The organism is Arthrobacter sp. BC5 (assembly GCF_056680255.1).
This window is the reverse complement of the sequence record NZ_CM155273.1, coordinates 2,664,267-2,677,550: the sequence shown is the minus strand read 5'-3', so window position 1 is coordinate 2,677,550 and position 13,284 is coordinate 2,664,267. Positions and strand designations below refer to the sequence as shown.

Here is a 13,284-nt window from a genome sequence, read left to right as displayed (position 1 = left end):
CTTGTTGGAGCTGGCCAAGCTTCCCCGCTCCACGTTCTATGACCACCGCCGCCGGCTCACCCGGCCGGACCGGCACGAAAAGCTCAAAGAAGCCATCCGTCAGGCCTTCGCGCAGGCGCGCAGCGCGTACGGGCACCGCCGTGTCCTGGCCATGCTGCTGCGGCAGGGCTGGACGGTGTCGAAGAAGACCGTGCTGAAGCTCATGCGCGGGCTCGGCTTGCAGAGCCCGGTACGCCGCCGGCGCAGATACAACTCCTTCCGCGGTGAGGTCGGTACGACGGCTGAGAACGTGTTGAACCGGCAGTTCGAGGCCGCGACCCGACACACCAAGTGGGCCACCGATGTCACTGAGTTCACGGTCGGGGCCGCCAAGGTTTACGTCTCGCCGGTCCTTGATCTTCACGACAACCGGATCGTCTCCGTCATGGCAGGTCCGTCTCCGAGCGTCAAGATGGTCACCGACGGCCTGCGCACCGCGATCAGCGGCCTTCGCCCGGACGAGCGGCCCCTGGTCCACTCCGACCAGGGATTCCAATACCGGCACCTGCTCTGGCAGAAAACGCTCCGCGACGCCGGGCTGACCCAATCAATGTCCCGCAAGGGCACCTGCCTGGATAACGCCTCCATGGAAGGGTTCTTCAGCCACCTCAAGGAAGAGTGGTTCCGGATTCAGCAACCAGACACCATCGAGGACTTCCACACCGGCCTCACCGAGTATCTCCAGTGGTGGAACAGCACCCGCATCCAACAAAGGCTCGGCTACCTCAGCCCCGATGAATACCTCGCCCAGAACCCCTCTACCGCGTAACGTTCAATCAGCAGTCCAACTTTCGGGGACCACTCCAGGAGACCATTCGTGTTCTCGTTGATCCCACGCTGCCAGGGTGAGTGCGGGTCACAGAAGTAAATCTCGATATCGGCGTCCATCTTCACGGACTTCCAATCCATCATCTCTGCTCCCTGGTCCCACGTCAGGGAGTGCCGCAACGCCTCCGGCAACGTCTTGATCTTCGCGATCAACGCATCCCGCATCTGCTCGGCTTTGTACCCGTCGGGCAGATGGACGAGCATCGTGTAGTTGATGCTCCGCTCCACGAGCGTCCCGATCGCCGACAGGTCCCCCTTCCCGATGATCAGATCGCCCTCCCAATCGCCAGGTACTGCGCGGTCCTCAACTTCTTTAGGGCGCTCGGAAATGCTGATCATGTCCGGAACCCCGTTCTTGGGCTGACCACCCTTCCGGCACGGCCGTCGAACCGCCCTCCCGATGCGCAGACACGCGGTTATGGCATTCGTGTTCGAAACCTTCGCACCGATAATTCTTTGCCCACATGCGTCTACTACCGGGCGCCCTGTCCCTGTCCCTTGAGGGTGGTTCGCTTGATCAGCAGGTACGGGATCCACAGGATTACCGGGCAGAGCACAGCCATCCCGAACCCGATGGATGACATCTGCCCGGCAGCCGGTCCGATTTCCGCCGACCCGATCATGACAGCGAAGGCGATGATCATCAGCAGGAACCAACACACCCCCTGGTGGTACCAGCGCAACGCCCGTCGCAACGGGAGGAAGAAGAGCGCGGCCGCCGGCACGTGAACCAGGAACACGACCGGCCAAGAGGCCAGGGGCATCACTCCGCGTTGCGTGAGGTAGGCGATGAGGTAGGCCGACCCGAGGGCATACATGCCGGCCAGCCATGCTCCGAGGATCCAGTGGACACCGGTGGGCTTCAGGCGTGCTTCGTGCAATGCCGGGTCGCGCTGCTCTGCCCGGTCCCGCAACTGTTGTGTGTGATGGTTCCAGCGGCTCTCCAGACGGGTTGCGTTGTCAAGCCAGCCACCACGGGTAGGGAACGGAATGGTTTCCTCGGTGGTCCTGAAGTACTCGAGTCGTGCCGTGTCGCTGAGGTAGTTCTCGTCTTTCCAGGACAGCAACCGAGCAGTGTAGGAGAGCTCGATGCCGCGCTTCCGGAACGCTGCAAGCCACATATCGACAGCAGGATCTTCGTGGGAAGCGAAGGGAATGCTGATGAGTTGACGACGCCCGTCCTGGTCGAACAGGACGTGAAGGACCGGCCCCGTTTCGGTCAGTGTTCCGCCACCGTTCTCGGTCAGGATGGTTCGGCGCAGGATTCTGTAGGAGGCCACTACCGAGGCAACATCCCGCAGGGGGATCACCCTGTGCGCCGGGGTGTTGGCACCCACCCTGTTCCACTCGGTGGTCTCGATGCTGTGTCCTTGCAGCGTGAACGACGAGCGGTGGCGCTGGATCCAGAGCAGATTTCGCACGAGACCAACGGTTTTGACCAGGAGCACGACCCCGAGCGCTACGAAGACCAGCAGGAACAACAGCCATGGGCTCCGAAATTCAACTATCAAGGCGACGGGCCCGAGAACCAGGAGCAGGATAAGAGCGAAGAGGAACACCAAAGCGAACAGCGCCGCCCCGAACCAGAATGGCTCCATCCTGTGCTCCCGCTGGACAAGGATGTCAGGGGACCCTGTCACCGGCGGCTCCGCTACCGGACGCGAGTCAGGGGTCACAGGGGGGTGCTCACTTTCATTCCGGCTTAGATAGATGCACCGCTTGGAGGTGCTGGGGCTTTAGAAGCTTACCCGGCACCCTCAGTGGATTGATTTGCAGAGCCGATCCGGTGCCGCCACAGCAGCGGCGGCAGACGTGCGGATACCTCAGTACCGGTTCGCTCTAGACGCGATGCCGGGTAGCCCGCTCGGACAACCTCCACACGCTCCCCGCCCGGCCACCTCATCCCTCACGTGCTAGCTGTACTTGTGCGCTACCGGTCCTCGGTCATCAACAATCAGCTTCCAATTCGCCGCGGCCGCACTGACCAGTCCAATGAGAAGGTGGGACTTGCCGGTCCCCGAGTCCCCAATCAGACACAGGGGCCGGCTCTTCCGGATCCACCCTTGGGAGACGATCATCGGCGATCGGTGGACGTTCACCGATTGGGACGCTGCCGCGCCCAGCACACGCTTGTGGGACCTCGCCTATGCCGCTCAGGCCTTCACACTCTCAGACCCGGGCCGGGCACCGGTAGAAGCAGCGCGGAACCTCTCGGCTTTCATCGACGGATATGACGCCAATGAGGGTCTGCGCCGAGACCTACCGGAGGCGATGTACCGCCGCGCCGCGGCCATGTATCAGCTCTTGAAGTCGTCCAAAGTTGCCGGCCTTGAACCGAGGAGCTCGATGTATACCGATGGCCACGGAGACCACTGGCGAGCTGCTGCCAGCTACGTACAACATCACCACGCGCTCTGGGCAACAGCGCTTCCCGCCTCCACCCGCTGATGGATTCCTCAGCGCGACACGTCCTGTTGAGGAATGGGGTAAGAGCTCCAGGCAAGCCTGGCGACTTATTACCCGAATCAACCCAGGGGAAAATTCTCCTCCTTGTCTTGTGCGCTGCGTACGTCGGAGTCAAACCAGAGTAAACATGCAGCGAAGGTTAGGCCCGAGAGAACAAAGCCGATGAACGGGACGGTGAACCCGTGAATCAGGACAAGAACTACTCCCCCTACAGCCAGGACGACTAGGAGCACCCGCTTCCATCTCCTGGCGGTGGGCTTGAAGATTAGGGATCTCTTGAAGGCGATCAGAGCTGCATAGATAAGAGCGAAGACGGACGTCGCGGTCGGTCTTAACGCTTGTCTATCGGCCGGAGCATCCGTGAGGTTAGGGAACAGCACTCCGCTTAACTCCATGGAGACCGATAGAAGAGCTAGTACGGCGATGACAGTTGCAGCTCGCCGCCGATACCTCATGGACACTCCCGTCTGGCATATGCCCGATGTAAAAGGACTGGGCAGCTCACTTCTTCATCGAGTTGGTTACGCTTTCGTAAGAGTATGGGTTCGGTGACCATGAGTGCCTTCAGCTAGGATGAAAGGATCTTTTCAGGTCCGGCTGGTCTCGCAGCAGGTGTTGGGTTGGCATCGACGAAGGTGATGTCCGTACCTGTTCGTGACCGGGAGAGCCTTTGACCAGCGTGAGCGCAGCCAATACCAGCTTCAGAAATTACCGTATTGTGCGCCTAGACCGGTGTGCGGTCTTCGTCTCCATGTCACAACCGCTGTCCATCACGGAGCAGGACGCCCTCCAGATCCTGCAGAGAAGTTTCGAACTCACCCAACACCGCCAGTACGCCCTGCTCGTCGACGTGAGCATGACCATCGATGTTTCGCCCGAGGCGCGGCGGGTGTTCTCCTCCGCGCGGAATATCCTGGTCGCCGCGATGCTCGGCAGTACCCCGATGGACCGGATGCTCTCCGCCCCCTACGAGCACGCCGTCTATCCCTCCGAGTACTTCACTGACAAGGACGAGGCGCTTCGGTGGCTGCGCGTCATGCACGACATACTCTGCCAGGACCCCGTCGAGCACACTTTGAGTCTGACCATCGACCTTGACCCCTTCAGACCCCGCCCCCGAACCGCGTCCATTCCTTCCCGCCGCTGATGGGCACGACAACGTCGACCGGTGGTGGGAAGAGATTCTGCTATGACCACTACCGAAGGCAGCCTGCCCTGTTCTGCAGCACATCACGCGCAATCGCCGCCATGCACACAGCACTCACTGACCAGCAGGGCATAGACGGCGGTCCCGCCCCGCATGCCCTGCGCGACGCAGGAGTGCAGGTGGCGGACGTGTCAGGCAAGCCCGTACTGCAGGGTCTTGTTCGGGACCTGCTGAGTTTTTATGGAAGTGAGGTTACGGGCGAGCATATCGCTCCGGCGAGTCGGCACGCTGGACTGGCACAACGAGGAGCTCGGGTCTTCTGTGAGCGCACATGGCGAGGAGCGCGAACATATTTGAAAGACCAAGTCATATTCAGGCTGAACGAGCTGATCTTCCGTAACTAGTCGGTCACGCCGGGCTTCACCCTTCCGTCAGGTGAGCGGAGAGAGTGGACGCACGTCATCCTGGGCGTGGGCAGATCCATCCATAAGTTCACTTTGCACCGCGAGTACGGCGAGTTCGACCCGGCTGAAGGCTCCCATCGTGGTCATGATGCGGGCCAGGTCGGCTTTGATGGTGGCGACACTGACGTGGAGGGGTTTGGCGATTTCCGCGTTCGTGTAGCCTTTGGCCACTTCCCGCAGGATGGTGGATTCCCGGGCGGAGAGGGAGCGAAGTCGTGCTGCTACTTTCGGGCTGATGTGTCGCGAGCGGGAGTGCTGCCGGGCCTCGTCGTAGCGGGATGTTACCTGCCCTCCATGGTGCACAATGCGAAGGACCGCGCCAATGTCCTGCAGACAGTCCCCACCGCTGGTGAGGATTCCTTCGAGGCGTGTCTGGCGGGAGGCCATGAGTTGCGCGGCGAGGACTTCATCAGTCAGGACGACGATCTTCAACATCTTGTTGGTGGCGCGCGCAGCCCGAACAACCTGGTGCACATCGGGCTCAGTGCTCGCACTGAAGAGGAGCACATCCGGGGTGTCGGGTGTGATTGCTGAGATCGTGGTGGCGTCGTCGGTGCTCGTTCCGGTGATCGTGATGAACGAGCATGGTTTGAGGAGTTGCCTCAGGCCGGCAATCGTCAGGACGTCCTTCGACGCCAGATGGACTCCTACATGGTCCTGCGACCGTACTGCGTTGCGCATGTCTCCTACTTGCCCCCAAGGTGGCCGACGCTGGCCACTCGTTCAGTCTGGCTGACCACTTGGGTATTTTCCAGAGATTACTCAGGCTACTTACTAGCCATTCGGCTAAAGATGTCGAACCGTCTGGCTGTAGCGCAGGCGATGGGCGTGGGTGTGGCATAAGAACTAGGACACGGTCTCAGGAAGTTCTCAGGTCTCCCAGCAGATTTTCAGAGCCAACGGTATGTCCTGCTCGCTCGCTTCATTTAGGAAAGCATTCTTCAAAGGGGAAACATCGTCATGGCTCAGCACACCCGTCTTCTTGCCGCTGGTTCGACCGCCGCTCTCGTAGCCGGCGGTCTTTTCTTTACCGCGGCCCCGGCTTCGGCTGCACCAAACACCGCAGAATGCCTCGCGGCCCAGAACCTGTTCCGTGCGGCTCTGGCCAACGCCGAAGCAGACCAGGCACTCTCGGATGAGCTGGGGGCAGCCCTTGAGGCCGTGCTCGCCGCCCTGGCCGAGCGCGACGCCCTGGTCGCGGCCGTTCCCGGTGACATCGAGGAAGCTCAGGACGCCCTTGATGCGGCGCTGATCGTCCTGACCGACGCGCAGGCCGTCGTCGTCGCCGCGCAGGACGCCCTCGACGACGCGGAAGAGAACCAGGAACCCCTCGACCAGGCCGCCCTCGACGCGCAGACCGATCTCGATATCGCGCTGAGGGAACTTGCTGCTGCCCAGGCCGACGTTGACGCCGCGGTGACGGCACGGGCGGACGCCGTAGCCCTTCTGGCGCAGCGTGAGGCTGACGTCGAAGCCGCCGAAAACCGTGTCACCGTTGCCGTCCGTGTTCTCGCCGACCTGAACGTTGATGTCGATGCCGCCCGGGGCGCCCTCGACGACGCGGAGGAAGACCAGGTAGCCCTGAACGCCGCTGTCACTATCGCGCAGGACGCCCTCGACGACGCCGAAGAAGACCAGGAACCCCTCGACGCCGCTGTCGTGACCGCTCGAGCGAACCTCACTGATGCTGAGGAAGACCAGGAACCCCTCGACGCCGCCGTCCTCGCCGCGCAGGTGAATCTTGGCGACGCGGAGGAAGCTCAGCTCGGTCTCGATGCAGCTGTGGCCACCGCAGAGACGAACCTTGCCGCAGTGGCCGGCGTTCAGGCTGGACTGGATGCCGCTGTCGTGACCGCGGGAGTGAACCTTGACAACGCTGTTGCAGCACGACCTGTTTTGGCCGGCAACGCGGCGGACCTGACGCTCCGGCTCGAGGCTGCAATAGGTGCCCTCCCCGGCCTGCAGGCAGCCGTGGATACCGCCGCCGCGAACGTGACCATTGCCGCCAACGCCGTCAACGGACTACAGGTCGAAGCAAACGTCGCCGCTGGTGTCCTCAATGACGCACTCGCTGTCCAGGCCGGAGTCATCGCCGAGGCCCAGGGCGCCGTGAACGTGGCCATCCAGAACGCCGCCACCACCAACACTGCCGTCCTCACGGCCCAGGCGAACCTGGCCCTGGCCGTCGGGACCGGAGACCAGGCACTGATCAACGCGGCAGCGGCCGCCCTCGATCAGGCCAACATCAACAACACGGCCGCACTGACTGTACTGGCAAATGCCCAGGCCACCCTGGTTGCCGTGTCCGTCGACTCCCCGGCTGTCGACACGGCCCGCAGGAACCTCGCAGCAGCCACCACCGCTCTGGCCGGCGCCCAGCTGACCCTGGGAGACGTGCAAGCCACCCTCGTCGCTGCCGTCAACGCCGATACGGCAGGTGAGACTCTTGTCGCCAACCTGCAGGTCGAGCTCGGACTCGCCAACGGTGCTGTAGCGGCAAACGAGCAGGCCATCATCGCCCTCGGGATCACGCTCAATGAGGCCAGGGACGCTGCGTCCGCCAACGTGCAGGACACCGCAGACCTCCGGGTCGTCCTCGCCGATGCTCAGGCCGATCAAGCCGAAGGTGCCAGGACCATCGGGGCCCTCCGAATCGCCCTCGCTGTGGCTTTGGAAGAGCAGGCCGACGGTGCAGAGAGGATCGCAGCCCTACAAGCCATCCTCAACACAGCCATCACACTCCAAGGTGAAGGAACGGCCAGGATCGCAGCCCTGCAAACCACCCTCAACGCGGCCATCGCACTCCAGGGTGAAGGAACGGCCAGGATCGCAGCCCTGCAAACCACCCTCAACGCCCTCGAGGAAGAAAGGGACGACGCAGCGGATGCTCTCGCTGCCCTGCGGATCGAACTGCGGGACGCCCTCGCCGCCCAGGCCGAGGCGGAAGCCGACATCGACCTCGACGCACTGCAGGATGACATCGACAAAGCACGTGCGGCGCAGGTAAGCATCCAGGCCGGTATCGATCTTGTCGGCCTACGGGCAACCCTTACCGCAGCTGAGGAGGCAGCCGCTGAAGGGCGGGAGGATGTTGATGCAGCCCAGGCCGATCTCGATGCAGCCCTCGCTGCGCTGGCGGCCGCTGAGGACGGCGTCGAGGAAGCCAGGGACGCACTGGCAGCAGCCGCGGCCCTTCCCGCGATCATCGCCGCCAACGCCCGCCTCGCTGCCGCGGTCGCAGCAGCGAACGAGATCCGCATTGATGCCGGCGCAATCGATGTCGACCTCGGAGCCCTCGAAGGCCTCTTCGACGCGGCGATCGTCGCCTGCTCCGGCACGACCACGATCGACATCGACATCGACATCGATGGGGACGGCAACGTCGAGGTCGTCGGCGGTGGCGGCACCGGCACCGGCACCGGAGTTGTCGCGAACACCGGCACCGGCGGTAGCGGAGGCAAGGGGTCGGCGCTCTCCGGGGCCAAGCGGGGCATGAACGTCCAGACCGGCACCACTGTGGAGAACACCTCCGACGCGGGGGTCCCCCTGGGCGGAATGCTCGCCGCCAGCTTCGGGCTCCTTGCTGCAGCCGGTGCCTGGGCACGCCGATCACTGAAGATGAACGACCAGTAAACCCCACCTCGTCCCCTTGAAGGCATCTTCGATGAAGTGAATCTTCCGGCCCCGTTTCGCAGCCCTATCCTGCGGGGCGGGGCCGGAGCACTTCACACCCGACCGTACGAGCCGAGGACATTATGGAGCAGCAGTCCCAGCACTCCCACAGCCCGAGTGACCGAGTAGCGCGCCAGACTCGTCGGGCTGTCCCGTCCAAACGCCGGGCGCGGTGGCTGGCACTACCTGTAGTGGCAGCCACCGGACTCGTCATCTCTGCTGCTCTGATGCCGCCGGCAGCATCAGAAGGTTCAACCGGACCAGACGCATCAAGCAGCATCTCAGCCGTCGCAACCCCAGCTCCGTCCGGCCCGACGAACAACACCAACCCAACAACTGCCGGGCCGGCGCAAGCTGATCAAAGTGAACTCACAACACCTTCCGCTGGAATCTCCGCACCAGCCGAAACTCCTTTACCGACTCCTACGCCTCCTGCATTTTCGGGCGATAGGACAGTGTTACAGCCCACAGCACTGGAATTCCCGGCAGCGGCTATCGACATCGCCGTGCTGCCCCTGACCCCCAGCGCGACGGAGGTCGCATCGCAACAGCTGGTCCCCCCGCTCACCCTCGACGCCTACTGGCTCACTCCCTACGGTTCCCCAGGAACCGGATCGGATGACACCACCTACATCGTCGGCCATAGCTGGGACGGCAAAGACGCCCCCTTCAACCGCCTCAGCGACGAAACCCTCCTGGGGTCCGAATTCACCCTCACCACCGAAGCAGGCAAACTCGCCTACGTCGTGGACTCCGTCATCACCCACGACAAAGACACACTCAAAGACAGCGACATCTGGGACATCACCCCCAACCGTGTCGTACTCATCAGCTGCTACACCGAAGAACCCTGGGGCAAGAACGTCGTCATCACCGCCCTACCCAAGACCACCTGACACCCCTCTGTAATTCGGGAGGGGTGGATCCTCGAGCTCCCAGTGGTGCCGGATACAACTACACGCCCTACGCACCTCACGAGGAAGCCCACACGCTACTGGCCATGATGCACACAGGGTGGGATGGGCAGCAGCAGCAATGGCAACCGGAGGGTGGCGCGGGCGAATCAGTAGCTGTACCGGATGCTCGAGGTAAGCCACCATTGGATGAGCCTGATCATGGATCCCTGCTGCACCCGGACGTCAAGCCGTCCACCTGCGGGAGTATCACCCGCTTAAGGTGATGGTTGAGTCCTCGCCTGTAAATCTACTGCGCCGTCACCGCTTAGCTGCGTCAGCCCGTAGGTTCGCCCCGTCAGCAAGAGCAGCAGTTCGGACATGGGCCCTTCAATGAGTAGCCCTTGGCCTGCCGTCCAATCGGTATCGGTCGCCGCTAGCCGATAGCCCTTCAGTCGGGACTGTCAGAAAAACGGTGTGTGAGGGTTCGGCCTGATCCGAGAGGAGATGGCCGTGAACGACTTCACGACCGAAGTATCAGAGGCGATGATCGATCCTGTGACGGGAGAAACCATCGATCAGAAGGACCTTGCTGAACGCCTGCTCGCCCAGGCGAAGGAGCAGGGCGTGAGCCTGGTTGGCCCTGGTGGCTTGTTGAGCCAGCTCACGAAGAACGTGCTGGAAACCGCTCTGGAAGCGGAGCTGACCGAGCACCTCGGGCACGAGCACGGGCAGACACCGATCGCAGAGAACATGCGCAACGGTACGAGGCCGAAGACGGTGTTGACCGAGATCGGCCCGGTCGAAATCGAAGTGCCAAGGGACCGGGACGGTTCGTTCGAGCCGGTGATCGTACCCAAACGGAAACGACGCCTGGACGGCATCGACGAGATCGTCCTCTCCCTCTCCGCCCGCGGACTGACCACGGGTGAAATAGCCGCGCATTTCGAGGAGGTCTACGGGGCCAAGGTCTCCAAAGACACGATCTCGAGGATCACGGAGAAGGTCGCCGGCGAGTTGGGCGAGTGGGCTTCCCGTCCGCTGGACCCGCTCTACCCGGTCCTCTTCGTTGATGCGATCGTGGTCAAGGTCCGGGACGGGCAGGTCCGCAACACCCCGTTCTACGTCGTCATGGGCGTCACCACGAACGGGGAACGCGACATCCTGGGCATCTGGGCCGGCGACGGAGGTGAAGGAGCGAGGTTCTGGCTGCAGGTCTTTTCCGAGCTGAAAAACCGAGGCGTCGAGGACGTGCTCATCGCCGTCTGCGACGGGCTCAAAGGCCTGCCCGAGGCGATCAACACGACCTGGGAGCGGACCGTCGTGCAGCAATGCGTCGTGCACCTGATCCGCAACAGCTTCCGCTACGCCGGCCGGCAACACCGGGACGGAATCGTGAAAGCCCTCAAACCCGTCTACACCGCGCCGTCCGAAGCGGCGGCGAAGGACCGGTTCGCGGAGTTCGCAGCCGAGTGGGGCCAGCGGTATCCGGCGATCGTAAACCTCTGGGAATCCTCCTGGGCGGAATTCGTGCCGTTCCTCGAATACGACGTGGAGATCCGACGGGTCATCTGCACGACGAATGCGATCGAGTCGATCAACGCCCGCTACCGCCGAGCGGTGCGCGCCAGGGGCCACTTCCCGAACGAGGCCGCGGCGCTGAAATGCCTGTATCTCGTGACCCGGTCCCTTGACCCCACTGGCGGCGGCAAAGCACGCTGGGTGATCAGGTGGAAGCCGGCGCTCAACGCGTTCGCGATTACCTTCGCGGGCCGGTTCGAGAAGACCACTTACTGATGAAAACCGCCGGACCCCACACACCGTTTATCGGACAGTCCCCTTCAGTCTCTTTCTGGCCTGGAAAGGAAATGCCTTGGTCCAGACCCGCTCGGCCGCGGCCCAGGCCGCCCGAACGGGCATGTCGTGGTGAAGGTGCAGCGGGCGGAGGATGTCCTGAGTGTGGACCAGGACATCCATCAACGGTTCCAGGGGCGAGGTGCCCGGCGGGTGGCGGCGGGAGCCGCTGAGACGGCGGTAGTCGGAGGTGATTTCGGTGCTGGGCCGTTGGCCGGCCTGTTTGGCGAGTGCGAAGATGGCTCGATCGTAGTTTCCTCGAGCGCGCAGGAGTGCGCCTGCGATGGCGGTGGCCGATACTTGCGGCGAGGAGATGACGTGTGCCGCTACATCTTTGACACTCCAGCCCGGGCAGTGGGACGGGCGTTCCCACTGCCCTTGGGTGAGGGTTTCAAGGACGTCCGCAAGCGCTGCCCGTTCCGTGTCGACGTGTTCCCAGACCTCATCGAGTTTCATGCTGACCCCGCTAAAGTAGTACTGTAACCTGACTAATTTTAGTCAGGTTTCCTGACTAAGTCGAGGGTCAATGACAGATACGTTCCTGCCCGCCGGGGATCTCAACACCGGCCTGCTCCTCTACATCCCCTACCGGGACATGGAGACTCGGGTTTTCAAAGCCCTGGAGACTGCAGGCTTCACGAACCTCACCCCGGCCCAGGCCCGGGTCTTTCAGCGAATCGGGCCGGAGGGCACAAGGTTGACCGACTTGGCGGAACAGGCGCGGATCACCAAGCAGACTGCGAGCATTCTCGTACGCGACCTCGAGCACAACGGCTATGTTGTCAGGACAGCCGATCCCTCAGATGCCCGTGCCCGTCTGGTGGCCATTGGGCCACGCGGTACCGAGATGATCCCCGTGGCGGCCCGGGCCGTCGCTGATGTCGAAGCCGAGTGGCAGGCATTCCTCGGGCCACGACAGTACCGGCAGTTGCGCCGGGCACTCACCGACCTGCGTCGGCTGACCGATCCCTACAGCTAGACGCCGGCGACCACACAAGAGATCCCTACCCACCTCCCGATGACGGGCTGACCGGTCCCCGATTGCATGGAGGCCACGATCGCGGTTGCACCCCCGGTTACAGACCCCCTACCGGCAGGCTGATGGCTGCACTCGAAGTCGTCGAACGCTACTCGATCGTTTTCTCTGTCGCCCATCTAGCATCAATCCGCCCTTGAGACCGTCACAGACAGCTATGAGCCCGTCCTCGAGATCCCGGTCAGCAGTGCCAGGGTCGCGAGGATCAGCTTGGTCCTTAGATGCAGGCGCCCCCGGCGGAAAATTCAGACTCTGTCCCTATGGCACGGTTTTCAAAACCGTGTCACCCTGAATCGGTGCGACCTCTGCGATACTCCATCAATGTCTCGCTCGACGGCTGCGTCGACCACATGGCCGGCACCGTGGATGAGGAGTCCCATAACCACGCGGCGCAGACCATTGCTCGTGCCGATGCCATCATTCTCGGCCGCACCACCTACGAGCTGATGGAGTTCTGGCGGACGGCTGTGGATCTACCGCCATGGATGTGGCCGTTCAAGGAGTCGATCAGCGCGGCCAAGAAGTACCTCGTGTCGAGCACGCGCCAACCCGATGGTTGGAATACCGAATCGCTCACCGGCGACCCTGTCGAAGCAATCAAGAAGCTGAAGGAGCAACCCGGAGACGAGCTGTACGTCGGCGGCGTCACGCTGCCTCTCGCCTTGGCCGACGCCGGACTTATCGATGAGTACGAGTTCGTCGTCTCCCCCACCCTCGTCGGCCACGGACCCCGGCTCTTCGAGGGACTCGCTAAGCCGCTCAACCTGAAGCTTGTCGGGACGACCAACTTCGCCTCGGGGGTACGGGCCGAACGCTACGTCCCGGTCAGCGGCTCGTAGTCGCTCGGCCGGCAGTAGCCACCCCTTTCACATCCTCCACCCGGGA

General features: G+C 62.9%; 10 protein-coding genes and 2 pseudogenes. 7 read left to right on the top strand and 5 right to left on the bottom strand.

Going from position 1 to position 13,284, the window contains the following annotated elements; all coding sequences use genetic code 11:
* The first annotated feature begins 1 nt into the window (after position 1).
* Positions 2 to 808, top strand: coding sequence for an IS3 family transposase (locus AC1MFI_RS12480; RefSeq protein ID WP_479817244.1), 807 nt, complete (start codon positions 2 to 4; stop codon positions 806 to 808).
* Positions 809 to 828: 20 nt separating this feature from the next.
* Here AC1MFI_RS12480 and AC1MFI_RS12475 read toward each other — a convergent pair.
* From AC1MFI_RS12475 to AC1MFI_RS12465, 3 genes and pseudogenes are all read right to left on the bottom strand, one after another.
* Positions 829 to 1,404, bottom strand: a pseudogene (locus AC1MFI_RS12475) (IS30 family transposase); the annotation flags it as partial.
* Positions 1,341 to 2,465, bottom strand: coding sequence for a cyclin family protein (locus AC1MFI_RS12470; protein WP_479817243.1), 1,125 nt, complete (start codon positions 2,463 to 2,465; stop codon positions 1,341 to 1,343). The pseudogene AC1MFI_RS12475 and the gene AC1MFI_RS12470, both read right to left, overlap by 64 nt.
* 372 nt (positions 2,466 to 2,837) lie before the next feature.
* Positions 2,838 to 2,930 (bottom strand): annotated as a pseudogene (locus tag AC1MFI_RS12465) (IS21-like element helper ATPase IstB); the annotation flags it as partial.
* A 1,154-nt stretch (positions 2,931 to 4,084) separates the two neighbouring features.
* Between AC1MFI_RS12465 and AC1MFI_RS12460 the strand changes: the two are divergent.
* Positions 4,085 to 4,480: a DUF7793 family protein gene (locus AC1MFI_RS12460; RefSeq protein ID WP_479817242.1), complete on the top strand. Its 396-nt coding sequence runs from the start codon at positions 4,085 to 4,087 to the stop codon at positions 4,478 to 4,480.
* 431 nt (positions 4,481 to 4,911) lie between these two features.
* On the opposite strand, the gene AC1MFI_RS12455 is transcribed toward AC1MFI_RS12460, so the two are convergent.
* Entirely contained in the window at positions 4,912 to 5,625 is a 714-nt protein-coding gene (locus AC1MFI_RS12455) for a response regulator transcription factor (RefSeq protein WP_479817240.1), read from the bottom strand.
* A 279-nt stretch (positions 5,626 to 5,904) separates the two neighbouring features.
* Here AC1MFI_RS12455 and AC1MFI_RS12450 point away from each other — a divergent pair, with 279 nt between their 5' ends.
* The 3 genes from AC1MFI_RS12450 to AC1MFI_RS12440 all read left to right on the top strand — a co-directional run bounded on the left by AC1MFI_RS12450 (position 5,905) and on the right by AC1MFI_RS12440 (position 11,306).
* Positions 5,905 to 8,577 (top strand): coiled-coil domain-containing protein, encoded by a 2,673-nt coding sequence (locus tag AC1MFI_RS12450; RefSeq protein WP_479817239.1) that lies wholly within the window; start codon positions 5,905 to 5,907, stop codon positions 8,575 to 8,577.
* 494 nt (positions 8,578 to 9,071) lie between these two features.
* Positions 9,072 to 9,512, top strand: a complete 441-nt coding sequence (locus tag AC1MFI_RS12445; protein WP_479817238.1) for a class F sortase — start codon at positions 9,072 to 9,074, stop codon at positions 9,510 to 9,512.
* A 543-nt stretch (positions 9,513 to 10,055) separates the two neighbouring features.
* The gene (locus tag AC1MFI_RS12440; protein ID WP_479820873.1) at positions 10,056 to 11,306 is read left to right on the top strand and encodes an IS256 family transposase; all 1,251 of its coding nucleotides are present in this window, start codon (positions 10,056 to 10,058) and stop codon (positions 11,304 to 11,306) included.
* Between the two features lie 27 nt (positions 11,307 to 11,333).
* Here AC1MFI_RS12440 and AC1MFI_RS12435 read toward each other — a convergent pair whose 3' ends face one another.
* The gene (locus AC1MFI_RS12435) at positions 11,334 to 11,819 is read right to left on the bottom strand and encodes a maleylpyruvate isomerase family mycothiol-dependent enzyme (RefSeq protein ID WP_479817237.1); all 486 of its coding nucleotides are present in this window, start codon (positions 11,817 to 11,819) and stop codon (positions 11,334 to 11,336) included.
* 70 nt (positions 11,820 to 11,889) lie between these two features.
* Between AC1MFI_RS12435 and AC1MFI_RS12430 the strand changes: the two genes are divergently transcribed.
* Both AC1MFI_RS12430 and AC1MFI_RS12425 read left to right on the top strand, forming a co-directional pair.
* Positions 11,890 to 12,342 carry a MarR family winged helix-turn-helix transcriptional regulator gene (locus AC1MFI_RS12430; RefSeq protein ID WP_479817236.1) on the top strand — a complete coding sequence of 151 codons (453 nt, stop codon included), beginning with the start codon at positions 11,890 to 11,892 and terminating at the stop codon, positions 12,340 to 12,342.
* Positions 12,343 to 12,695: 353 nt separating this feature from the next.
* Positions 12,696 to 13,238: a dihydrofolate reductase family protein gene (locus tag AC1MFI_RS12425; RefSeq protein WP_479817235.1), complete on the top strand. Its 543-nt coding sequence runs from the start codon at positions 12,696 to 12,698 to the stop codon at positions 13,236 to 13,238.
* Positions 13,239 to 13,284 lie beyond the last annotated feature (46 nt).